This is a genomic window from Pantoea sp. JGM49 (assembly GCF_018257655.1).
Taxonomy (GTDB): Bacteria; Pseudomonadota; Gammaproteobacteria; order Enterobacterales; family Enterobacteriaceae; genus Pantoea; species Pantoea communis.
The window spans coordinates 53,532-75,394 of the sequence record NZ_JAERJM010000018.1 but is presented as its reverse complement, the minus strand read 5'-3'; the positions used below and the strand labels follow the sequence as shown (position 1 = coordinate 75,394).

At 53.4% G+C, this 21,863-nt stretch carries 26 protein-coding genes and 2 pseudogenes; 21 read left to right on the top strand and 7 right to left on the bottom strand.

Translation table 11 applies throughout. The features are described from left to right. Both JK231_RS23195 and JK231_RS23190 read left to right on the top strand, forming a co-directional pair. Positions 1–190 (top strand): DUF4113 domain-containing protein (locus JK231_RS23195; protein WP_211729681.1); only part of this gene is annotated, 190 nt, incomplete at its 5' end. Positions 191–353: 163 nt separating this feature from the next. After that, positions 354–992: a DNA-binding protein gene (locus JK231_RS23190; protein ID WP_211729680.1), complete on the top strand. Its 639-nt coding sequence runs from the start codon at positions 354–356 to the stop codon at positions 990–992. A 34-nt stretch (positions 993–1,026) separates the two neighbouring features. Here JK231_RS23190 and JK231_RS23185 read toward each other — a convergent pair whose 3' ends face one another. The 3 genes from JK231_RS23185 to JK231_RS23175 all read right to left on the bottom strand — a co-directional run bounded on the left by JK231_RS23185 (position 1,027) and on the right by JK231_RS23175 (position 2,917). Continuing rightward, complete coding sequence (locus JK231_RS23185) at positions 1,027–1,722, bottom strand: RES domain-containing protein (protein ID WP_211729679.1); 696 nt, start codon at positions 1,720–1,722, stop codon at positions 1,027–1,029. A 462-nt stretch (positions 1,723–2,184) separates the two neighbouring features. Further along, positions 2,185–2,529 (bottom strand): hypothetical protein, encoded by a 345-nt coding sequence (locus JK231_RS23180; RefSeq protein ID WP_211729678.1) that lies wholly within the window; start codon positions 2,527–2,529, stop codon positions 2,185–2,187. Between the two features lie 109 nt (positions 2,530–2,638). Further along, on the bottom strand, positions 2,639–2,917 hold the full coding sequence (locus tag JK231_RS23175; RefSeq protein WP_211729677.1) for a hypothetical protein: 279 nt from the start codon (positions 2,915–2,917) through the stop codon (positions 2,639–2,641). A gap of 514 nt (positions 2,918–3,431) precedes the next feature. Here JK231_RS23175 and JK231_RS25715 point away from each other — a divergent pair. The 5 genes from JK231_RS25715 (at position 3,432) to JK231_RS23155 (ending at position 5,851) form a co-directional block, all read left to right on the top strand. Next, positions 3,432–3,914: a tyrosine-type recombinase/integrase gene (locus tag JK231_RS25715; protein WP_349291536.1), complete on the top strand. Its 483-nt coding sequence runs from the start codon at positions 3,432–3,434 to the stop codon at positions 3,912–3,914. Between the two features lie 7 nt (positions 3,915–3,921). Continuing rightward, positions 3,922–4,152, top strand: a complete 231-nt coding sequence (locus JK231_RS25710; protein ID WP_283094331.1) for a hypothetical protein — start codon at positions 3,922–3,924, stop codon at positions 4,150–4,152. Positions 4,153–4,266: 114 nt separating this feature from the next. Then, a complete protein-coding gene (locus tag JK231_RS23165) occupies positions 4,267–4,911 on the top strand; it encodes a ParA family protein (protein ID WP_211729676.1) in 645 nt (214 codons plus the stop codon). Positions 4,912–5,144: 233 nt separating this feature from the next. Next, positions 5,145–5,453 (top strand): stability/partitioning determinant, encoded by a 309-nt coding sequence (locus tag JK231_RS23160; RefSeq protein ID WP_211729675.1) that lies wholly within the window; start codon positions 5,145–5,147, stop codon positions 5,451–5,453. A gap of 164 nt (positions 5,454–5,617) precedes the next feature. After that, positions 5,618–5,851 (top strand): hypothetical protein, encoded by a 234-nt coding sequence (locus JK231_RS23155; RefSeq protein ID WP_349291535.1) that lies wholly within the window; start codon positions 5,618–5,620, stop codon positions 5,849–5,851. A gap of 52 nt (positions 5,852–5,903) precedes the next feature. Here JK231_RS23155 and umuC read toward each other — a convergent pair. Both umuC and umuD read right to left on the bottom strand, forming a co-directional pair. Beyond that, positions 5,904–7,178 (bottom strand): annotated as a pseudogene (gene umuC, locus JK231_RS23150) (translesion error-prone DNA polymerase V subunit UmuC). An 8-nt stretch (positions 7,179–7,186) separates the two neighbouring features. Beyond that, positions 7,187–7,606 (bottom strand): translesion error-prone DNA polymerase V autoproteolytic subunit, encoded by a 420-nt coding sequence (gene umuD, locus JK231_RS23145; protein WP_211729688.1) that lies wholly within the window; start codon positions 7,604–7,606, stop codon positions 7,187–7,189. A gap of 383 nt (positions 7,607–7,989) precedes the next feature. Between umuD and JK231_RS23140 the strand changes: the two genes are divergently transcribed. Then, positions 7,990–8,445 carry a hypothetical protein gene (locus tag JK231_RS23140; RefSeq protein ID WP_249221807.1) on the top strand — a complete coding sequence of 152 codons (456 nt, stop codon included), beginning with the start codon at positions 7,990–7,992 and terminating at the stop codon, positions 8,443–8,445. Positions 8,446–8,596: 151 nt separating this feature from the next. Further along, complete coding sequence (locus JK231_RS23135) at positions 8,597–8,869, top strand: hypothetical protein (RefSeq protein WP_211729673.1); 273 nt, start codon at positions 8,597–8,599, stop codon at positions 8,867–8,869. 155 nt (positions 8,870–9,024) lie between these two features. On the opposite strand, the gene JK231_RS25785 is transcribed toward JK231_RS23135, so the two are convergent. Beyond that, the gene (locus tag JK231_RS25785; RefSeq protein WP_211729672.1) at positions 9,025–10,896 is read right to left on the bottom strand and encodes a DUF4209 domain-containing protein; all 1,872 of its coding nucleotides are present in this window, start codon (positions 10,894–10,896) and stop codon (positions 9,025–9,027) included. Positions 10,897–11,593: 697 nt separating this feature from the next. On the opposite strand from JK231_RS25785, the gene JK231_RS23125 reads away from it, so the two are divergent. The 5 genes from JK231_RS23125 (at position 11,594) to JK231_RS23105 (ending at position 14,845) form a co-directional block, all read left to right on the top strand. Beyond that, positions 11,594–11,848, top strand: coding sequence for a hypothetical protein (locus JK231_RS23125; protein WP_211729671.1), 255 nt, complete (start codon positions 11,594–11,596; stop codon positions 11,846–11,848). A gap of 53 nt (positions 11,849–11,901) precedes the next feature. Continuing rightward, positions 11,902–12,135 carry a hypothetical protein gene (locus JK231_RS23120; RefSeq protein WP_211729670.1) on the top strand — a complete coding sequence of 78 codons (234 nt, stop codon included), beginning with the start codon at positions 11,902–11,904 and terminating at the stop codon, positions 12,133–12,135. A gap of 282 nt (positions 12,136–12,417) precedes the next feature. Then, positions 12,418–13,965, top strand: a complete 1,548-nt coding sequence (locus JK231_RS23115) for a methyl-accepting chemotaxis protein (RefSeq protein ID WP_211729669.1) — start codon at positions 12,418–12,420, stop codon at positions 13,963–13,965. A gap of 131 nt (positions 13,966–14,096) precedes the next feature. Then, a complete protein-coding gene (locus tag JK231_RS23110; protein ID WP_211729689.1) occupies positions 14,097–14,375 on the top strand; it encodes a hypothetical protein in 279 nt (92 codons plus the stop codon). Positions 14,376–14,614: 239 nt separating this feature from the next. Then, the gene (locus JK231_RS23105; RefSeq protein WP_211729668.1) at positions 14,615–14,845 is read left to right on the top strand and encodes a hypothetical protein; all 231 of its coding nucleotides are present in this window, start codon (positions 14,615–14,617) and stop codon (positions 14,843–14,845) included. A 426-nt stretch (positions 14,846–15,271) separates the two neighbouring features. On the opposite strand, the gene JK231_RS23100 is transcribed toward JK231_RS23105, so the two are convergent. Next, the gene (locus tag JK231_RS23100) at positions 15,272–16,246 is read right to left on the bottom strand and encodes an IS110 family transposase (protein WP_211729667.1); all 975 of its coding nucleotides are present in this window, start codon (positions 16,244–16,246) and stop codon (positions 15,272–15,274) included. Positions 16,247–16,590: 344 nt separating this feature from the next. Here JK231_RS23100 and JK231_RS23095 point away from each other — a divergent pair, with 344 nt between their 5' ends. From JK231_RS23095 to JK231_RS23070, 7 genes and pseudogenes are all read left to right on the top strand, one after another. Next, positions 16,591–17,235: a DNA methyltransferase gene (locus JK231_RS23095; protein ID WP_097098556.1), complete on the top strand. Its 645-nt coding sequence runs from the start codon at positions 16,591–16,593 to the stop codon at positions 17,233–17,235. Positions 17,236–17,252: 17 nt separating this feature from the next. Beyond that, positions 17,253–17,486, top strand: coding sequence for a hypothetical protein (locus JK231_RS23090; protein ID WP_211729666.1), 234 nt, complete (start codon positions 17,253–17,255; stop codon positions 17,484–17,486). Positions 17,487–17,928: 442 nt separating this feature from the next. Then, complete coding sequence (locus tag JK231_RS25780; protein ID WP_349291534.1) at positions 17,929–18,150, top strand: hypothetical protein; 222 nt, start codon at positions 17,929–17,931, stop codon at positions 18,148–18,150. A 15-nt stretch (positions 18,151–18,165) separates the two neighbouring features. Next, a pseudogene (locus JK231_RS25775) lies at positions 18,166–18,366 on the top strand (antirestriction protein); the annotation flags it as partial. A gap of 49 nt (positions 18,367–18,415) precedes the next feature. Then, positions 18,416–18,826 (top strand): DUF1380 family protein, encoded by a 411-nt coding sequence (locus JK231_RS23080; protein WP_211729665.1) that lies wholly within the window; start codon positions 18,416–18,418, stop codon positions 18,824–18,826. Between the two features lie 815 nt (positions 18,827–19,641). After that, positions 19,642–19,890, top strand: coding sequence for a hypothetical protein (locus JK231_RS23075; RefSeq protein ID WP_211729664.1), 249 nt, complete (start codon positions 19,642–19,644; stop codon positions 19,888–19,890). A 648-nt stretch (positions 19,891–20,538) separates the two neighbouring features. Continuing rightward, the gene (locus JK231_RS23070; RefSeq protein WP_211729663.1) at positions 20,539–21,819 is read left to right on the top strand and encodes a hypothetical protein; all 1,281 of its coding nucleotides are present in this window, start codon (positions 20,539–20,541) and stop codon (positions 21,817–21,819) included. The last annotated feature ends 44 nt before the right edge of the window (positions 21,820–21,863 follow it).

Genomic DNA, 21,863 nt, shown 5'->3' with positions numbered 1-21,863 from the left:
GTTCAGCGAGCAGCTGCCGCGCGCCAACGCTGACGCACTGATGGCGGCGCTGGACGGCATCAACCGTTCGGGCCGGGCAAAGGTGTGGTTTGCGGGCCAGGGTACTAAGGACAGCAGCTGGCAGATGAAAAGATCAATGCTGTCGCCAAGGTATACAACACGATTCAACGACATTCTGTCGATCAAATGAAATCCTAGAAAACTATAATAAGTTCAATGGTTTGTTTGTTCCTCTAACAGGAAAGATGTTTATTTGAGCATCGATTAACTGAAGGGGCGAATAAAAAACAGCGATCATTTGACGATTTACGTATGGTTGTCATATCATATCGTAAAAGAGAGGTGCCTATACTATGAACACGATTGAAAAAAACACCTATAAAGTTTCCTGGACTCCTGGTCTTTCAAGTGAAAGAAAAGCCCTGCAGGAGCGCATGTTTCATCTTGTTGAAGCCATCGCAGATAACATGGCCAAGGACAAATCCTTGACCAGTGCGCTGAAACTCAATGATGGCGATCTTGCTAAGCTCATTTTCGAAAAACAGCTTGAGCGTGATGCCCATGTTCCTGAACGTGAACTGCGAGTCATCCAGCGCATTAATGAGGGCACGCGTAAATTCATTAACCGGCTTTCAGAGCTGGGTGGAACGCTCAAAGCCGGCGAGGTTGCAAAACTGACTGGTATAAGCCGACAGGCTGTTCATCATCAGCACAAAACCGGCAAGCTATTAGCCGTAAGGCCAGGCAACGATTACCTTTTCCCTGCGTTTCAGTTTCAGGGAAAAAAAGTTGTGAATAGTTTAGAGGAAGTTATGTCTCTGTTGGGTCATGATATGAGTCCGGTTACGAAAGTCTCATTTTTTACTGCCATGTATTATTTTGAGGACACGGAACTCAATGTCATTGATGCTATGAAGCGGCCAGAAGCTGATAGCTATATTGATGAGATAAAACGTCAGGCCGCACTGTTTGGCCGCCATATTGCAAAATAAAAAAAGCCTGGCTTAACAGGCCAGGCTTTCAGGTTTACCTGTTGTTACTACTGATTTCATAATTCATAGAAAACAACAGAATTTCCTTTCCGTAGATATTTTCGTCTGTCCAGAACTCAGGGAAGTTGCTCTGATCTGCGCTGCGGTACTCTGCAACTGACGTCATATCTGAGGTCGAAAGCGGATCGTCAGCCCCCTCACGAACCCACCATGCAGTACACGTTTTGTCGTTAAGATGTCTAGACTGGTAAGTAATACCGTCAAAAGGCAATCCTGGCGTGTTTGCTGCCCACTCAGTAATGCTCTGAGTGATTCTATAGTCCGGTCCCATGACCTTATCTGCCGTAAGATGGAGCAATGGTAGTAAGCGGGAAAGATTTACTGTGACAGTCTGCCGTGTGGTCTTCAAAGTACATAATTGAGCGATGTGAAGCGAGTCATCGCCAATGAAGAAATTTGAGGGGTCAGCCTCACGCTTTCTTCCATATGACTCAGCCACAGCGATTAGCGCATTATCTGCGGTATAACAAATCCCCGCTTTTAATGACGGATCGTTGAAACGACCCAGATTTTCAACAGGCAACCCGTAAAAAACTGCAGAAGGGTGTGGCTTCTCCTGCCAACGAACCTGTTCAGCGTCCTCGCGAACTAACTGTGGAATACGGCCTTCGTGAAACAATTTGTTTAACGTGTCATGGAGATTGTCCCCATTCAGTTTGAATAATGCCATTGTAATTAACCTCGACTAAGTATTTGATTATATCCATAAAATCACCATTTCGGTTCTTATGGTTGAGTGGATGACCCGTTTTCTCTGACGAATGTTCTAAAGCCACTGACATGCTTGCCTGTCAATAAGAACAACGTTTTGAGTGCCTGGGTCTCATGCCTATTTAGGCGTTTTCATCTTAGGGGGGAGCGGGACATTTCAACAAGCAAAATGGAGGAATTAATAAGGGAATTTAATGCAAATACACTGTAAATACATTTTTGTATTTACAGTGTATTTGCTGGGGCAATTTTGATATGTTATGAAAGACTGCTGAGTTGATGCTCACGTGATGGCTTACCCCTGAGGGGGATACTGTAAAAAATCGATTAAACTCGTTTTACTCAGACGCCATATTATTTTGCTAGTACATTTTCAGCAGCATTACGTTTAGCCTTCCTTTCTTTTTTCCAGATGGCTGCTTCAGACGCTGATCTGAGCATGTTTCGTTTCAATACTATGAAGCCTATAAAGCATATCCACCGAGAGATGTATATAATCACCTTTGACTGCAGAAAGATTTAATTTTGGATAGTTATACGTCATCTCAACTTGCTGAGTTTCAGCGCTATATATGCCCTCATTTCCTGAAAGGAATTCACATTTAGCAATGTACTTATCGAGAAAAAATATTACCTGAACCACAATGTAATTTCTGTCGCGCTTGTTCCGGATATACTCAAAAATCGTTTCTTTAACTGTATTAACAATGAGAGGCACACCCACCGCTGAGTCCGCGCCTATTAATTCCCAGGTTGCTTTTTCCAATTCATTCCCTAAAGCAGGATTAATCCTGCGGTAAACACTGTGTGTTCAGCGCGATAATATAACCACATAAAAGATAATCAGTGCTCCCGGAGGGGCACTTTTAAAACGCTTACGCCGGGGCGGGGACTTCAGCAGGGGCACCACCGGGGGCTGGTTTTAATAATTTATCGACAGCATCTGATATCACCGTCTTTCCCGCCGCAATATCGAGCATCTGATCTATCCTCGATGCGGCTTCGCGCAGTCCATCCGTTGTGTTCGGGCTGCTCATGGCAGGCTGCATGGCGGCAGCAATATCCGGAATAGTGATCCCTTTCTTTTGCGCCTTTTTGAGGGCGCTGATTTCCTTTGCCGCCCTAGAGCGGTTCGTTGGTTTCAGAATGCGCATACAACACCTCCAGCTGGACTCTGTGGTTACGGGGCAGAAGATCCGGGCCCCACAGGCTGTAGTAACATATCCGGAAAAAAAGGTAAATTTTGTACGGCATCGCAGACTTTCGGTTTTCCAGGTAGAAAGCCGATCACCCCCCTGCCCCGCCTCTTTCCCACTATCCAGGCTTTTGTCTGTCCCACGGCCACAACATGTGGCGTCCTGAGGCAGCAGGCAGCAGGCAGCAAGCTCTGCTGAAGGCAATATCCACAGCATTTACGGTAATTTATCCTTTAACGCATAAATAACCGAATACAGTGAGCGTCCCGGGGGAATTACCGCACGGGACTTCATTTCTTCCCTGCCCTATCATAGTGATCATCATTCACCGCCGGGGAACCACATGCGCTCGCCTTACCCTGTAAACGCTCAGACGATGCTAGGTGAAAATCCGGGCACTTTACCCCGCCCGGCATCCCAGAATTCACACAGCGCGATCTCCCCGGTCATCGACTAACGGCTGGCGCTTGCGGTGCGACGCGAGCTGGCCGGCGACGACAGCCTGCCTCGCTACCTGCTGGCGGCGGAGGTGGCGGTGCTGCTCGCCGCCGTTCCGGACCTTCACCGGCGCATGCTGTTTGAATTTATCTGGAATACAGGGGCGCGGATTAATGAGGCGCTGGCCATCCGGCCGGACGATATCGTGCTGGACAGCATGCGCCCTTACGTCTGCCTCGTCACGCTCAAGCGCCAGCGCAATCCAAAACCCGGCAAGCCGCCTTCCGGTGCGCAGCGGCGTGTCCCCCTGCTCGATGCAGGTTTTGTGATGCGACTGCGCGACCATCTCGCCACCTTCTGTCCTAACCGCCGGCGACCGGTCTGGAAAGGACGCGGCGGCAAACCGGTGACGGACGACACGGCGCGAAACTGGCTGAGTGCGGCGGTGTCCCGTATTGCCGGGCAGGGTCTGTCACTTTCGCTGCCGAATACCCACCCCGCACACGCTGAGGCATAGCTATGCCATGCATCTGCTTTACTGCGGCATCATGCCGACCGTGCTGCAGGGCTGGCTCGGACATGCTGACTTCCGGAATCGCAGATTTACATCCGCGTACAGCAGATGGAAGCGGCAGCTGCGGGCAGCCGGCAGGTCAGCTTCGGGATGGATCCCTGCGAGGCTGCCGGGCTGCTGCGTTCCTGAAACCTCCTTGCTATTTTTACACTGTAAATACGTTTATGTATTTACAGTGTAATACTTTTGACTTTACGCGCTCTCTCGTTTATAAAGGGGTTTTATATTTACTCCGTAAATACACATTCGTTATTACGATGTATTTACATTGTGACGCATTTTCCCGGAGAGAAGCATGATCATAGTATTGGGTTCGCCTAAGGGCGGTGTGGGCAAAACGACACTGATTGGAAACCTTGCAGCGCTTCTGCTGTCGCGCGGTAAAAGCGTGACCGTGCTGCGTGCGGACAAAAATGAAGAGCTAGCCGATTTCTTTTCCCGCCGCGAAGAGGCCGGTCTACCGATGTGTCCGCTCCATTCAGCATATGGCGACATTTCACGTGAGATGAAGCGTCTGCAGAAGATGTCTGAGATCGTACTTGTTGACACGGCCGGTCACGACAGCATGGAATTCCGAAGCGCCCTAACGGCCGCAGACGTGCTGCTCTCGCCGGTGCGTCCCTCCTCGCAGGTGGAAGTTGATAACATGAACAAAGTTAACGAGGTGGTTCGTCACGTTCAGGAAAATGAAAATCCGTCGCTCAAGGCCTACTTTCTGTTTAACCGCTGTAAGCCTAAAGCGACTGATGCCATCGAGCTGGCGCGTTCACTGAGCGCCGATCCTAACTGGATACCAGCGCTGAGAACGTGGATTAACCAGCTCGACGTGTTTGAATCTGCGTTTAATCTCGGTGCCGGCGTTCATGACGTCAGTAGCGCCAGCAGCCTGAGTAAGGCGAAGGCGCTTATTGAATTGCTGGCTGAAGAAATTGGCCTGTAATTAATTTGTAAATACATTAGATTTACATTGTATTTGATTTTCTAAAGTGTCCGCAGTCCTGAGCGGCGGTATTCACCATCTCTTTATGCTACTCCTTCCAGGACCGAATACTGCAGATCAGTTTCTCCAATCCATTCTCAGGAGTGGTAAGTTGCGGCGGGCCAGCATAGATAGCTTTAATTGTTTATACAACGAATGTACAATGTATTTACGGTGTAAATTAGGAGACAGACATGGTTAAGCTTAAATCTCCCGTAGCCCGCCCGGCTACGGTGCAGTCACAACCGGCCGAAGCGTTGCAGACGGATTCGGCAAAAGGCAGCACGGCCCGCTTCATCAGACAGGGTGACAGCCGCCCCTCAAAAGGAACACAGCCGACCAACTTCCGGTTGCCGGCAGTGATTATTGAAATGCTGGATGAGGAGGCTCTTGCTACAGGACAGAACAAAACCACTATTCTGAAGGCCGCCCTGCTGGCTTACTGCACGAGCATGGATCAGAATGAAAAAAATCGCTGGCTCCTTGAAGCCCCGAAACACTGATTTTTGTATTTACACTGTGTTTAAGATGGCAATACGTTAAGTGGGCTTTTGGCAACTCTGCCATAAATCGTATTCGTGATGTAAATACACATGTGTAAATACAAAGTAATGCTAATATTGTATTTACAATGTACTTAATATTTCCGCTCTTGAGGAACATAAAGGTGAGAATATCGCGTTTTATTGGGGGATTTCTGGGCCTCAAAAAACTCAGCGATGCTGAGCAGAAAAGCATCGCCGAATGGAGCTTTTTACTGAGTATTCTATTTATTGTCCCGCTCTTCTTTCTTCCACACGCCAGCACGCTGATTAAGATAGGACTGCAGGTTATGTGGGGAGCATGCGTGTCTCGCGCGGCATATATGGCAAACGGAAGCTGGAAAAAGAAGTCCCGCTGAGTTTTTCGTACAATGTCAGAGAGTGGCTGCGCGATGCCGCCCCAGAGCAGCATCAAACCACTCGCGCGACAGGTATGTCACTCCAGCGCGTGGTCCACGCAGGGGATAACATATCCCGCTTCATTTTCCATTCTGTATTAACTCCCTGACCCGCAAACCACAAATTACCCAGCCCGGACTGGTTGATACCGTCCAGCACTTTCATCAGCTGCGCGCTGTTAGGCCGCGGGCCGTCCTCGTCGAACAGATTCAGCTGGCTGACGCCGTTGGGGGTGAAGTCGTCGAGCATGATGCCCGCTTTCATGTAGCGGCGTCCCTCCAGCCAGATGCGGTCCAGGCTGCGCATGGCCACCTCAATAACGTCACGTGTGTCCTGGGTGGGCACCTTCAGGTTCTCGCCGGCGCTGTTGCCGTAAAACACCTCCCCGGGTGCGTGAGGCGAGGTACGGATAAAAATGCCCACGCGGCGGCAGAACTGACGTTCACCGCGCAGCTTTTCGGACGCGCGCGTTGCGTACTGGCAGAGCGCCTGCTGCATGGCCACTTTTGACGTGATACGCTCTCCAAACGATCGCGAGCAGACGATCTGCTGCTTCTCCGGCGCAAACTCTTCCAGCGGAATACAGGACTCGCCGTTCAGCTCCCGCACCGTGCGCTCCAGCACCACGCTGAAGTTTTTCCGGATGAGGGCAGGGTGAGCGCGCGACAGCTGCAGGGCATTTTCAATGCCCATGATGTTCAGCTTCTTTGCGATGCGCCTGCCGACGCCCCAGATTTCTTCCACTGGCTGATTCTGCAGGAGCGTGGCGGTCCGTTTCGGGTTGCCCGTGGTCAGCGCCAGCACGCCTTTAAACTGCTTCCATTCTTTGCTCGCCCACTGCGCGCTTTTGGCCAGCGTTTTGGTCGGGCCCATGCCCACGCCGACCGTCAGTCCGGTTGTGGCCAGCACGTGAGCGCGCAGGCGCCGCCCGAAGTGCTCAAAATCTTCGCAGCCATCAATGCCGGTTATGTCGAGGAACATCTCGTCTATCGAATACTGCTCGACCTTTGGCGTCAGCTCCTCGAGGGCCGTCATGACCCTCTGCGACATAGAATGGTATAAGGCGTAGTTTGAGCTAAATACATGTATTTTCTCAGAATACCCCTCATTTTTTATCTGAAACCACGGCGCGCCCATTTTTATGCCCAGCACCTAGGCGCCCGCTGAGCGTGCAATCACGCAGCCGTCGTTGTTGCTGAGCACCACCACCGGCTTACCGCGCAGGTCCGGGCGAAACAGCGCCTCGCAGCTGGCGTAAAATGAATTGACGTCGGCCAGTCCGAACATGGGCATGCTTACCTCCGGCGCGCACGCGTGCTGTTAAAGAACCAGGTCACCACGCCGAGCAGCTGCAGCTCTTCCGGGTAAATGGTGGAGTAAGCCGGATTCATGGGCAGCAGGGCAAGGCGGGGGTGCAGCTGCAGGCGTTTAACCGTGAATTCCCCGTCGACCTCCGCAATTACGACATCGCCATGCGATGCCTCTTCGGCCCGGTCAACCACCATGACGTCGCCGTCATACAACCCCAGTCCTTCCATGCTGCTGCCGCTGGCGCGCACAAAGAAGGTTGAGGCGCGCCGGCGTATGCAGAGTTCGTTCAGGTCAAGTTCAGACTCGACGTAGTCCTGTGCAGGGGAGGGGAATCCGGCGGCACACGGGTCTGCGAACAGCGGGACCCGTACGCGCGGCGTAAAGATGGGGGGCCAGAGCAGCATCAGGCCAGGGCTGTACGCTGCCGGTTTCACTGTAAACTCCCGGCAGACGTTGCGGGAGTTAGGGTGGGTGCTGTATGTAATTGGTGCATAAAATCCTCCTCTGTGAATACTGTTTATATGTACAGTATTATTGAGTGGTATTTATCTGGCAAGAGGCAGTCCGGCAGTTACGCCCGGAAACGGATTTATGTGGCTGAGAGCGGGGAAAAAATATTTTCCGGCGCACACTCTCGGGGCATCTATGCTGATACCGGGCCCGGGCAACGTACGGAAGCGTTTCCGGGCTGTACATCAGCAGCCTGGCTTTCCGTGGTCGGGCTCCTTTATCTTTCTTTCCTAATCCCGGCACCGGAGCGTAAGCAGTCTTTGCGGGCATCGGTGACGTGACGCTTCCTCGCCACGGCTGTTCGTTCCTCGCGCTGCTGCGGTACGCCTCAGCCGTGACTGCGGCGAGCGTTGCGGGCTGGCAGTTAACGGCAGGTATTTTTTTTTCTGGACCCGTTGTGCAGACCGGATGGAGCGCATTAATCTGGACGAAACCTCTTCATAACCTCCCGGGGAAATCTACGGACGGCCATACCTCTCCCGCACGCTTTATCGCTTATCTGCTGACTGAGCATGATATCTCCGTGACGCAGCTGTGTGACCGCAGCGGGCTGGACAGCGATATCGCCTGGGCTTTTCTGGCGGGGCGACTGCCGGTGACGCAGACGCTGGCGGAGCAGCTGGGCATCGTGTTTCACTCATCCGGATTCTGGCTGACCCGTCAGGCCATCTGGACGCGGACCGAATCAGACGATGCCGGACCGGGCGGTGGCGACAGGACGCCGCTGTGCTAAATTAACCGGTGCCGGTACGGGATTAACTTCTCCTTATTCACCAGGGGTAAATAAACTGTAGCCTGTGCCGGCATCCTCCCGTCCATGCCTCCTGCGCACGGCGCTTCCGCATGGCGGTCTCTGTCTGGCTAAAACCTACCAGGGGGCAGGAATGAATTCTGACGATTTCACATCATTCAGCAGGGAAGAACGTAAGCGGGCGCATGATATGCGCGACCTTGTCATTCGTTATGCTGACGCGCGCGACGCAGTTGGGAATGCAGCTATCCGCATCTGGCAGGCGGGTAATGAGATTAACCACGATACCCTTATGGAGTGTCTGAACGACCGGCTGGCGCTGTCCCGGACAATCGGCGATGAAAACAGTCAGGCTTATCTGCAGCTGGCCATCAGCACGCTGAAATTCAACAGGGGAAGGCTGTGATAAAAAAATCCCCCCGCGGCGGGCACCGCAGGGGAAAAGGAGTTATTAAGGTAAGCCGGCTTCTCGAACCGACCTGATCAGCATAGCAGTTTATTAGCGCCCAGCTTCTCAGCCCTGCTGAATGCAAGGTTAGGGCACCAATGAATAGTTACCGATCAAAGCGTCATCTGGATTTGCGGCGCGATTTTTTCCTCCCAATCATTGAGAATAGGAAGACATATCAATCTAAAAATGAACCAGCACGCGTAAACAGTATCTGTATCATAACAATTACCGGCAGCCAGTTTGCCATGTGCAACTTTGTGCCTGAGTGAAGGGCCTGCTTTATAATTGAAAAGAAGATCTATCTCATTAACAATGTTCTCTCCGAGAACAGATACCAAGTCACTCTTTCGGTTTTCTAATAGTCCTGATAGCGTGCGGTCTTCCTGAAATTCACCATCATTAAACTTTGATGAGTCCTTTCCATTGCAGAATAAAACATGGCGTAAAGTATTCTCAAGTTGTGGAATGAGAATATATGCTGCCGATGCAAAGTCCCCTTGAAATAATCGAGAGAAACCCAGACTAAAAAGATGCTCATGCCCGAAAGGGACAAAGTGACTGTAGTTAACCAGCGCGTCAAAATGTCTTACCTCCAGTGGGAATCCGAGCATAATTGTTTTTCTGGCAGGTTCAATGCCAGCCACCACGACTTTGTGTCTGTGTTCACTCATTGTTTCAAGTGAGTTTTCTTTTAACCACTGTGCATCTGGTTCGTCGCCTTTAATTTCGCTTGAGGTCCTTGCTACAGGTCTACCTTCATGGTCCACATGAAGTTTTCCTGGAAATAAAGATGTAAGGCCAGAGGAAGAGTTCGCCATCGCGAATTCCTCCAGGTCATGCACAGTTGGGGATGCAGAGAGTTGAGCAAAAATAAACAGAGATTGAGGGATGTTAAGCTTTTGGAATTTTGTTTCAGTTTCTTTGAATTCCTTCGTTAAGTCCCAAGGAGTATTAATGGGGGTTAGTTCACTTACGCTGAGCTGCTGAAGATCTCTCAATTCTGAAATTAGCTTTTCAACCCACTCCTTAAACCCACCCGCAACTTGAAGTTCCGTGATAGCCTGACGTGTCCAGGCCGCTTTTGCTGCAGCATCAGATACGAGCTCACGCATCCGTAGCGTCTCTATCGTGTATTCTTCGAGACAGCGCCGTTGCCCCTCAGAATCGTTCACTTTTTCATAGCACTTAGCTGCCAGTGACCACACTTTCTTACGGGCGTCCGGGTAATCATCTGGTTGACCCTCAGATAAAACCTTTTCGCTATCATGCGCCACTTCCATGTAAGTTTTAATTTTATAACGATAGGCAAGCTCCCCTATCCTCTGAAAGGGAACGTAAAGAGTATTACTGACTAAAAAATCATAAACTTTTTCAAATGTCTCTCTCAGAGGGTCGTTTATAAGTTTTTTCTCACCCATGGAAAAATGAATGTACAGAGATTTTTGTAATAAATTAACGAGTTCAAATATATACGGATAACTGATGTTTCCTTTAACGTCTGTCTTGTAAAGATGAAAGCCAATTATTTCACAATAAGATTTTATGGCTTCTGTACCGGCTTTGAATTGAGAGCGATCACTTGACCATATGACATCTGCTATTCGACCTCTCAGTGCGGTGTTTTTTATCTCTGAAAGAATGTCTGCCAGTACGGAAATTTGTTCCTTTCCCAACATAGAAGGCGTGAGCATTGTGTTGTTTTCATCTTGCCATCGTGGATGCCAGGTGCCCGCAGGGTCATCGGCTGACATTCTGAATGAGCATAATGTGACTAATATTCTGTGTGCCCGGTGCGCTGAAGAATTATTTTTTTCTGAGGACGCGTGTGCAATGCGGTTGAGCTCAAGCCACATATTTGAATCACACAGGCCGGAATAGTCATGTAAAATCGTATTAATATCTGCCTGGCGAAAATCATCCGCCGTAACGAATTCCAGCGAATATTGATTATCCGAACCTTCCTGTTTTGGTATTTTACTCACGGGCATCTCCTTGTAATATCTAGGCTTAATCGCGGCTTTCGAATTATGAAATTTTAACGGGTAATGACAAATATTCTCCCGCTAATCAGGTTTTTTTACTCTGCCTCGCAAAGTCCTGAGTAACCAATTAAGAACAAGCGATTGTATTTGTTGATGATTAAATGCTTTTATTCCCTTCCTGAAACATCATTCAGAACTTTCCTGCAATTCAATACGGATAACTGTCACGGGCTCGCCGCGGCTTCCTGTGGCGTAATGCCGCTCAGCCGAGCGGATAAATGGGCTGCGACTTTCTAGCATGTCAGCAATTTCGCGGAGCTTTTCTGCCAGACAGGAAGGTGAAACGGGAAGATAACTCGGGGGCAGGGCTCTGGCCATAAGTGGTGACTCGCAGTTGTCTGTTGTGTACATCATATCTTCGGCTGCCGGCAGCGTTTCATGAGAGAAGTCATGTTTGTACCTTTTAAAAGAGCAGGTAAGCGCACATAAAATGCCACCCTCCGCCTGTCGGGCTGCGCCGTGACTTCACCTTAGCCGGGCCGCTTCGTCCGCAAGGCAGGCTTCGCCTCATGACTCACCCGTTCCCCGCCGTTCGCGGGACATTCAGTCCGCTCAGGCGGCGCGTGCGGCTTCGTCCTTCGACCCTGCGTCCTGCGCCATAGCCCGGCTGCCGTGCAACCTGTAGAACGGAGTGATCATGAATCAACCTCTCACGACTGGCCAGCTGGCCCAACAGCTGCTGCGCTTTGAACCCGATACACCCTGCGTGGTGCACCTGTGGGTAGCTGATGATTTCGAAGACGTGGCACCGGAGCTGACGCCCGACGAGGTGCTGGCCACAATCGCGCTTGCCGACGCCTCGCTCGATGCGGATACGAGTCTCAGCTGGTATTTCCTGCGCCACTGTGCCGACACCATCCTTGCCGCACGGGTTGAAACAGACCCTGCCTGATGATCAGAAAACCGGAGGCGGCGGGACAACCCGCCGGACAGGTAATGAGAGCAATGACCGTACGTGAATTCAGGGCGCGCCTGGATGCCATGGCCGATGATGAGCTGTGCTGCGGCACATTCTGGCTGGCAGAGGACTTTCTCGGCATTAACCCGGATATGACGCCGGATGAGATTGCGGCGGCCATGGAGTATGCCGAAGACCATCATGATGCAAACGAGGGATTTAACTGGTGGCATCTGGAAATGGCCATCGATGCTGTCTTGCTAGAGAAGGGAGGGGCATAGCGCTGCCCGGTATACAGCTGCAGATCCTCTGATGTCGCCGGTCACGGCGGCATCACTGCAGGAATGAAAAAAGGTTGTCGCTGCGCTCCGCCTTCATGCCGTCTTCCGTCCTGCGGCCGGAAAACGGCGGGCGTAAAGTGCCGTGCCCTCACGGTAGCCGGGCGGCCTCGCAAACAAGCAACTGTGCTGAGAGAGGTAGTAACAGTTCGTAACTCATCAAAGCTGTTAGTATCTGGCTACAGGCCGATAAAGGAGTTGTTCTCCCGCCCACCAGGAAAAAAAATGAAAATATCGGTTCGTCTTTTCTCAGGCTACGGCCTTTTAGTTATCTGCTTTTTAATCTGCACTGGCCTGTCTCTGCACGCGCTCAGTGAGTCCCGGCAAGGCATGGAAGATACGGTAAATTACAAAATGAGGCGCCTTACGCTTGTCCTGAACATGCGTGCTGCTGTTAATAACATGGCAGTTTCAGTCAGAGACATCGTCCTGCTCAAAGACACTGAGCAGGAGAAAAAAGAATGGCAAAAGGTCAGTGATTTACATGAAAAGTATCTTAAGGAACGCGATCAGCTTGTTACCAGCATGATGCATAACGCTTCCCCTCAAGGAAAATCAGCGTTAGACCGTATCCTGTCCTCAGACAGTACCGCTCTTAACACGCTGACAGTTGCAGGAAAAATGGGGATGGACAACAACCAGTCAGAAAAAGCCGCCGACTATCTGCTGAACACGGCGCGCCCGGCTCAGCAGGTGCTGTCAGATGCCCTGGACGGGCTGACCGATGTCCAGAATAAGCTGAGCCGGGACACGGTAGCTGTTAACAGCGCATCTGTACGTGAGGCTTCCGTGTTGCTTCTTTCACTCACGACTCTTTCAGTCCTGTTCTCTTTTCTGACCATTTTTATGATAGTCAGGGCGCTGATGCGCCAGTTAGGCGGGGAACCAAAAGATGCTGAAATACTCGCAGCAGCAATCGCTTCTGGCGACCTGACGAGTCAGGTCATTCTGCGGCGCAATGATAAAACAAGCCTGCTGGCTTCACTGAATGGTATGCAGACAAACCTGCGGGCGCTTATCTCTCAGATAAAGGATTCCGCCGGCTCCGTGGCGCTGGCTGCGGATGAAATTTCGCAGGGGAATACTGAGCTCTCTTCGCGTACCGAGCAGCAGGCGGCCGCGCTGCAGGAAACGGCCGCCAGCATGGAGCAGCTTACCGCTACAGTGAAAAGCAATACTGCGGGCGCACAGCAGACAGCTGGTTCAGCCCGTGAAGCAGCGCAGGTTGCCCGTTCAGGCGGCACAGATGTACAGCGCATGTCAGAAACAATGAATGCCATATCAGTTAGCGCCGCGAAGGTGCGGGATATTACATCTGTAATTGAAAGCATCGCCTTCCAGACAAATATTTTGGCCTTAAACGCCGCAGTGGAGGCCGCACGGGCAGGTGAAGAAGGGCGGGGATTTGCCGTTGTGGCGGGTGAGGTCAGGACGCTTGCACAGCGTAGTGCGAATGCCGCGCATGACATCAAACAACTGATGGCGGAGGCAGTAAGTGTCGTTGATAGCGGCGTAGTCGCAGCAGCAGATGCAGGGCACAGCATAATGAAAATTGTCAGTATGGTGGGCGAGCTGGCAGAGTCCATGGATAATATTTCACTGGCTTCATCCGAGCAGATGCAGGGTATCTCCCAGGTCAGCATTGCCGTCAGTCAGATGGACGGGGTGACCCAGAATAACGCTGCGCTGGTTGAGGAATCCTCGTCTGCCTCACAGTCACTGTCTGCGCAGGCACACGCTTTACGCGGAATGGTCGAGGCCTTCAGGGTATAAGGCCTGTGAGAAGAGGGCGGCTGTATTGAACCGGGATTCACTGCTGCCGTCCTCACGTGAGCACACGCCGCTGAGTGGCGAACAGGCTGTACGTCAGGTGCAAAAACAATCACTTAGAGATCCGGAAACGCATGCATGAAAAGTACCGGCGCATTACAGAAATCAAAGCGCAAACGGATGAGTTACTTACGCAACTGAGTGAGGGCGAGTATCGTTCTCTGGACGTGTGGGCCAACAACCTGACGCATCTGAAGCTGGCTTATGGTACGTTCAGCCCCTTCATGAGTGACCCCGTCTTCCTGGCCTGGCTGAAACAGCATGACGCCGTGATGGTATCGGAGATAGCCATGACCGGTAGAGCACTGATGGCGCTGCAGAACTTTTTCAGGGTAGCATCAAAAAATCCCTGAAAGGTGTGCTCAATAGCAGTGTGTGTTGTCAGCGACTCATTCCAGAATGCGGTCAGAAAAATATCATTGGCTTACAGGTTATATGCATAACACTCCATGCTGAAACTATTTCAGTGGTAAATCTTGTTATCAGGTCAGGGTTATTATAGATACAGCACATATCACTGTAATCGCTTACACATAGAACCGGCTCGCATCAGAATTGTCTTATGTTTTCTTTACGATTACTGGAATAAATGATGAAAGTGAGTCGCAGAACTGCCTGGATTTCTATGTTAATTTTTTGTGTTCTGGTATGGGGGAGCATTATCGCTGCGTTCGTTTATGGGGCACTACCTGATAAAAGAAAACCATCACAGCCCACAGATAAAAGCAGTGAAAGCATTCGTGATAAAGTAAAATCTCTTGATTTGAATGATAAGCAGAGAAAGTTTCTGGATTCACTGATTGAAAGTAACAAGAAAGATTAACTGAATAGGTAGCCTGTCTTGTAAAGCCCCTGATAACTGAGCCTGCGGCGTGGCGATTCACAACTCCCTTTCTGAGGGAGAGAACATCACCCGATCAGTGGTATCGGTTACAAACTTTTTGTCTCATCAACGTACATAAACGTTGAAGTGTTCATTATTCGACGGTGAAACCCGATTTCACAGCAGGCCGATGAATTTTTTTCAATGGTCGCTTCAGAAGACTGATGTTACCTGAGCTGACATCTGGTTTATTAGTTCTTTTACCGACATGACTGGACCCATGATGGGGCTAAAGCAGCAATACGCAGTTGAGGTTTCGAATACAACCATGACCGGCAGGGCCCTGATGACCCCGCAAAAATTTTTCAGAGCGGCATTAATAAAGCTCTGATGACATCTATCTTAGAACTGAATTGTTTTTTTAACTCACTGAATTGTCGGAGGTGGCATGAAATGATCCTCCCAGTACATTCCGCTTTTGACCATGGCGTTCAGGATGGTCAGCAGCTTACGCATGCAGGCAACCAGCGCCACTTTTTTTGCCTTACCCGCTTCGACCAACCTGACATAAAAGGCCCTGATAGCCGGGTTAAACTGAATGGCGGTTATTACCGCCATGTAAAGCGTGCACCGCACGCCGGCCCTTCCGCCAAAAATCGTTCGTCTTCCCCGCATTTTTCCTGAGTCCCTGTTAACGGGGGCGACACCGACAAGGGCGCTGATTTCCCTGCGGGTCAGGGTGCCCAGCTCCGGCAGTTCGGCCAGCAGGGTGGCAGCGGTGATTTCCGCCACGCCCTTCACGCTGGTCAGCTGGCAGGCCTGCTCCCGGAAATGTTGCCTAACCTGACGATTCATCATGCGGGTCACAAGGGCAAGCTCTGCCTCGAGGGCCTGCATGACCCGGCTGATGCTATCACGGCTATCAGGGTGGGAGGGATAAAGCCGGTTACGTTCCGCTACGAGCATCTGATTCAGCTGACGGCGTCTTACGACCAGTGCCGTAAGGGCCTTTCTGGCCGCGTCCGGCATCAGCCGGATATAACGGTTGCGGTCAGGGTGGTTGTCGATTACGCGCGCAAGCTGTGCCAGCAAGGCGGCATCCAGCCGGTCCGTTTTCGCCAGATGACCCATGGCTCGTGCAAAATCGCGTGCCTGTCGCGGGTTGATGATGACGACTTCAAAGCCTTCTGAATGCAGATACGCCGCAACCTGCGCCTCCAGACCACCGGTGGCCTCCATCAGGATCAACGAAATATTAAGTCCGCAGATCTTGTCAGTAATTATCTTGAAACCTTCAGTGTCATTACTGACTGTGAAAGGAATTATCTCGTCTGTAGCAGCCACGTCCAGCGTGGCCTTTGCCACATCAATACCAATGCACTGCAAATCCGGCTGACTCATGGTGCCCCTCCTTACGATACGAATTTGGGTTCAGACAACTGTCCGGGCTAATGATGAGTGGCTCAGTCCGTGCGCACTCGCTTGTTTACGGGCTCATACGCCCCGGAAGCTTCACCTGCTGCACGGACCTCGCCAGACCTGCATAGTCAGTTTATCTATTTCCCGGCATATAAGGGAAGCTGTCGCCGGACTGCTCACCCGTTCCCCGCCGTGCGCGGGACATTCAGTCCGCTCCGGCGGCGCGTGCGGCTTGCGCATCCCCCCTGTTTGCTCCGCTGTTCGCCCGTCTGTGTGGAGGTCACGGCACCACTACCGGTGCCCCCTTCATACACAGGAGCATCACTATGTCTCGATTCATGCACGGCGACAGCGTACAGGTCATGGGCGGCTTTCCGGACAAGAGCATTGATTTCATTCTGACGGACCCGCCGTACCTCGTCGGCTTTAAGGACCGTTCCGGCCGATCGATTGCCAACGACGTGAACAGCGAGTGGGTCCAGCCGGCGAGCAACGAAATGTTCCGGGTGCTGAAAGACAACAGCCTGGCGGTAAGCTTCTACGGCTGGAACCGGATAGACATTTTTATGCAGGCGTGGAAGGCGGCGGGGTTCCGCGTGGTGGGCCACATCGTGTTCACCAAGCCTTACGCCTCAAAGTCGGCCTTCGTGGGCTACCAGCACGAAAGCGCCTACGTGCTGGCCAAAGGGCGCCCGGCGCTGCCGGCGAAGCCGCTGCCCGACGTGATGCCGTGGGAGTACACCGGCAACCGGCATCACCCCACCGAAAAGCCGGTCAGCGCTCTGCGACCGCTGATTGAAACCTTCACGCAGCCCGGTGCAATTGTCCTGGATCCGTTTGCTGGGTCCGGCTCAACCTGCGTGGCCGCCCAGGCGTGCGGGCGCCGCTGGATTGGTATCGAGCTGATGGAGCAGTACCACGCCGCCGGCCTGCGCCGCCTGTATGCCCACCGCGACGCCCGCGCTGCCTGATGATAGGAGATAACCTGATGAGCGATCACACTATGCACACTGATATCGATACCCTGCCGGCCGACGTCGCCGACCTGGAAGAATCGCTGTACGAATTTCATCTGCGCCTGCGCGACATGATTGCGCGCCACCTCTGGCAGGGCGCCAGCCGCGAGCAGCGTATGGCTGGCCTGCTGATTGAGGGGATCGATAATGACCTGGTTGAACTGTACCGGCGCGCGGCCGTGATACAAAAACACCTGAGGGCATGATTGATTAAAAAAAGATCACTTGTCTGCATCCCTGCCGGCGTACGGCAGGGCCGTTTTTATCCACAGGGTTCCGGGGCGGATATGCACCGCGGATGTGGACAAGACGAAAAGGACGTTGCTGCGCGCCTCATTGATGCCGCCTGCGGCGGGGGAATAAAAACCGTGCGGTCTGCGGCCGGTGCCGTGACTTCACTTTAGCCCGGCCGCTGCGTGTTCAAGAGGCGCAAGCTCACCGTCCTCACCCGTTCGCACTCGCCTCAGCGCGCTTACTTCCGTTGCGTCTCCGCTCATGCTTCGCGTCACCGCCGTGCGTAATCCCGCCTCGTGCTCGCTTGCGCTGCGGCTTCCGGCGGTGCTCATGAACACTCCGCTTTTCGCCGGGCTGTCATTCAGTCACGGCACAGGCCGGAACGGTTTACCACCCTGACTGCGGAGATTTCTGATGAAGACTGTCACCCCTGCTTTTGAGTCCGCGCGCGTTACTGACGGCTACGTGCGACTGCGTTTCCTGCCTGCGCTGTTCGGCGACGATTTTATGCGTGCCGAAAACAATGTGTACCTCTACGCCGATCGTTATCTGGCGGATTACAACGGCGGCGCGTGGGATTTCGCGCTGCTGCCTTCCGGCGGCGGCTTCATGAAGCCCGCAGCAGAGGAAACCTAGCATTTCGTTAATCCGGCAAATCACAGCGACGTGCGCCTGAGCAGCGAGGCGGCGGGCATCGTGATCACCTCACTGGTGCTGAACCACCGGAGCTGGATGTATGACCGCCATGATGACACGGAGCTGTGTGCGCTGTACTGCCGCCGCCACCGCCAGCTGACCGACTACGCCTTTACCCACCCCGAAGCCGCCGCGATTTTTGCCGCGCTGGACTGATTAATAAACTGAGGGGGCGGCGTCGCCGCCCCCACCGGAGGAATAAATTATGCACGGCAGCGTTATCGATATTTGTAAAAATCTGGCCGAAGATTTCGGCCCGGAGGAGTCAGTCGCCGTTCTGGTCTGGACAAAAGCCGATGTGATGGACTGTGGCGAATGTATGGAGATAACGGAGGACGAGGCGGGCAGGGTGCTCAGCGCCATTGGTGATGAGGGGTATCACTTTGAATACGGTGTTGGCCAGGATCGTGTGCGTGAGATGCTGAACAACCTGCGCGATGAGGAGGAGCGGGCGCGTGAAGTGAGCGTGTCCGCCGCCGCACTGGAGCAGGTGCTGCGCGTGGCATGGGGTTTCATGCGGCTAGAGGATGCTCAGGGCGGAGAAGGTTACGCGGCGAACCTGTGGCAATCAGAGCATGAAGCTCTCAGAAAAGTCGGTGAAGCGCTGAAGCGCTGACAGAGCCGGGGGAAGGGATGCCCGGAATTAAAAAAAGCCCCACAATCCGGGGCACTTCTGAATAAAACCGGAACGTCGCGAACGGCTTTAGTTTCGTCCTGAAACGAGGAAGAAAATGCAACAATGAGGTTTGTGTCGTATTGAATTATAGCGCTTTTTTTTACTCTGTCAGCCGCCGCATGAACGGGCCCAAAAAACCTGCCGCCGGGGCGGCGGCCTCGTGAAACGCGCCTCCGGCGCCGTTCACGGTGACTGCCGGCAACCTGAAAATCAATTTATCAGGAAAAAATACGAAAGTTTTTAGCCGTATATTCAGCCGGTAAATTGCATTGTGCAGTCAGTCAGGCACCGCCGCTGTTCGCCCGGATTTCGCTGACAGCCTGTTTTCCCCCCTGAAAAAAACGAACGTTTTCATAGTCAAAACTCCATTCAGAAGCCGAAAAAACTTCCGATACATGGCCACCTTCGGCTTCCCGGCAAGCCGGGTCGTCGAGCCCTACTGCGCTAACCGGCATAGCCGGTAAGCTCCGCCGGATCGCAAAAGGACGCGTTCCGGGCCTGCGGCTAGGGTCTGATGGCTGAGGTCAACCCCTTGCAGCGGGCGTGCGCCCGCGCGTTCACTGGCCACAAAAAGCCGTGGCCGCTGAGGCCCGGACCGGCAGAGCCGTCCGGAACTGCGGCATGTTCATAGCCTGTCGTGCTGTCTTTGTTCTCTGTGCTCCTCCGCCGTGCAGAAACCTGCCAAACGGGCGGCCTCACGCAAGGGTCGCAGGCTAAACGGCGGTATCGTCATTTGCCTGCTGCTGACGAGGGTGATGGCATCCAGGGCAAATGAACCAGCGGGCGATAAGCTGGTGATTGTGCTGCTGAAAGGGCTGATCCCGTTGTCCGGGCTGGGGCTTCTCGCCTGGGGTTCCTGGCTGTCACGCAGCGCTGAAGCGCTCACGGACACTGCAGAGAGCGCGGATGCGGTGAGCAGTACATTTGGCGGCGGACTGCCATACGTTGTGATGGCGCTGGGCATCATGCTGCTGGTGACGGGTTACCGGATACTGCGGCGTTAAAACCCGGCGGCCCTGCGGGCCGGGAAAACCCGGTGCTGACGCACCGGCTCTCTCCCGGGGTCTGATCTTCTCTTCGTCTTCTTTCCTTTCTTCCTGCTGCAGTCATTCTGCTTTCGCTTTTGTCTCTGCTTTTTCTTCTGCCGGATGTTTCCCTGAATTCCTGCCCCCACAAGGTCACGGACCATGGCCCCCTTCGGCTCCCCGGCAGGCCGGGTCGTCGAGCCCTACTGCGCTAACCGGCACAGCCGGTAAGCTCCGCCGGACCGCAAAGGGACGCGTTCCGGGCCTGACGGCTAGGGTCTGATGGCTGAGAGTCAACCCCTGCAGCGGGCATGCGCCCGCGCGTTCACTGGCCACATAAAGCCGTGGCCGCTGAGGCCCGGACCGGCAGAGCCGTCCGGGGTGTGTTCATGCCGTTTTCGCGCGCGGTGGCGCTGTTCCGGCCATTCCAGGCGCGGAGGGCTTTTCGTAGCACCGCCGGTTCGTGCAGAAAGGGGTGAAATGCACGCCGGTAAAAACTTTTTGCCAGGTGCCGCAAAAACTTTTTGCCGTCGCCCCTTTATGCCCTCTCTTCGTCGATGCTCCTTTGCCCTTCGCCGCGACTGGATCGACCGAAACATGACAAACCACCTCAGCAGGAGCAATGCCATGAACACACACAACGTCAACGTCAACACCGCCACGCCAGAATCTCCCAAAACATGGGTGAAAACCCCGTCCGGGTGCTGGCTCGTCCGCAAGGAGGCCCTGCTTGTGTCTCTCGCCAGAATTGAAGGCGAACTGATGATGTATCACGCACTGAACCGGGCCGGGGTTGAAGTCAGCTCACCGGAGCTGGATTTTTGCCCGTGGGATGCGGCTGACATTGTGAAATCACTGGCAGATATGGGCGCAATTAACTCGTCCCGCGTGTATGACATGGTGAACGCGGTGAAAAAACTGGCGGTAAAGCTTGATGGCCGTGCCTGGGAGCGGGAAGAGATGCTGCTGCCGTACGACGTGGCGGGTTGTAAGGCAGATGCAGAAGCGGCACGCAGCGGATTAATCGCCCGCTGGACTGAAGAGGAAAAGCCGTTCTCTGTTGACGTGCACGGGGAAACCGAATACCCGGAGGATGATCCGGCTTATGGCACCTTCTGGCGTGCGGGCAGTATTCATCTGGGACGCGCCTGGACGGTAGCAGAAGCCATGGAGCTGGCCGCCGCCGCATGGCTTGAAGATGAGTGGGAGCCGCGCGCGCCTGACGAATGCGGGTTCGACAGCGATTTCGGGCGCGACATGGGCCCGGTGAGCTTCTTACCGCGCACCATCGTTATCCGTGATGACCAGCAAAGGAAAGTGCTGACGGGCGACGCCGTCAGTCTGCAGTGGAACGCGCACGTCACCAGCCCGGCAGAAATCAGCCGCCTTGCGTCAGAAAAGGAAGCGCTGCTGCGCGATGCCGCACAGGAAAGCGCATGGGACAACTTTGAAACGGCGAAGCAGCTGCGGGTCAGCGCTGAGGCCATCACGGCCGGAATAGCGGATAACGCCTGGCAGGGGCACCCCGATGTGATGGCCGCCGTAAAGGCTTTCGTGCGCCCGGTGCGTAAAACATGGTCACACCGCCTCAGCGTGAAGGGGCTGCCAGAGTTTATGGCGGAGGACATGGCGTTTCTGGTGTCCCTGAGCGACAGAGAAACCGGGTGCAGCAGCCATGAGCGATATGAGCTGATGTACGGCGTGGGGCTGAGCATGGCGAACCACGTCAGCGGGGCGGTCAGCGACTGGTCTGCTCCTAAGCCAAAATTACCGGCACCGGTGGTATCGGCCTGGCTGCTGACGGGGGAAATACTGCGCGATCAGTTTGGTGATGAGGGTGAGCGCACCTGGGCGGCAGTGAAAGCGTCGCTGAAAGCGCACCTTGAGGTCAGCCTGGCTGAGCGCTGAGCCAGAGAAAAAAGGCAGGGTAACCCTGCCATTTCCCGCCCCTG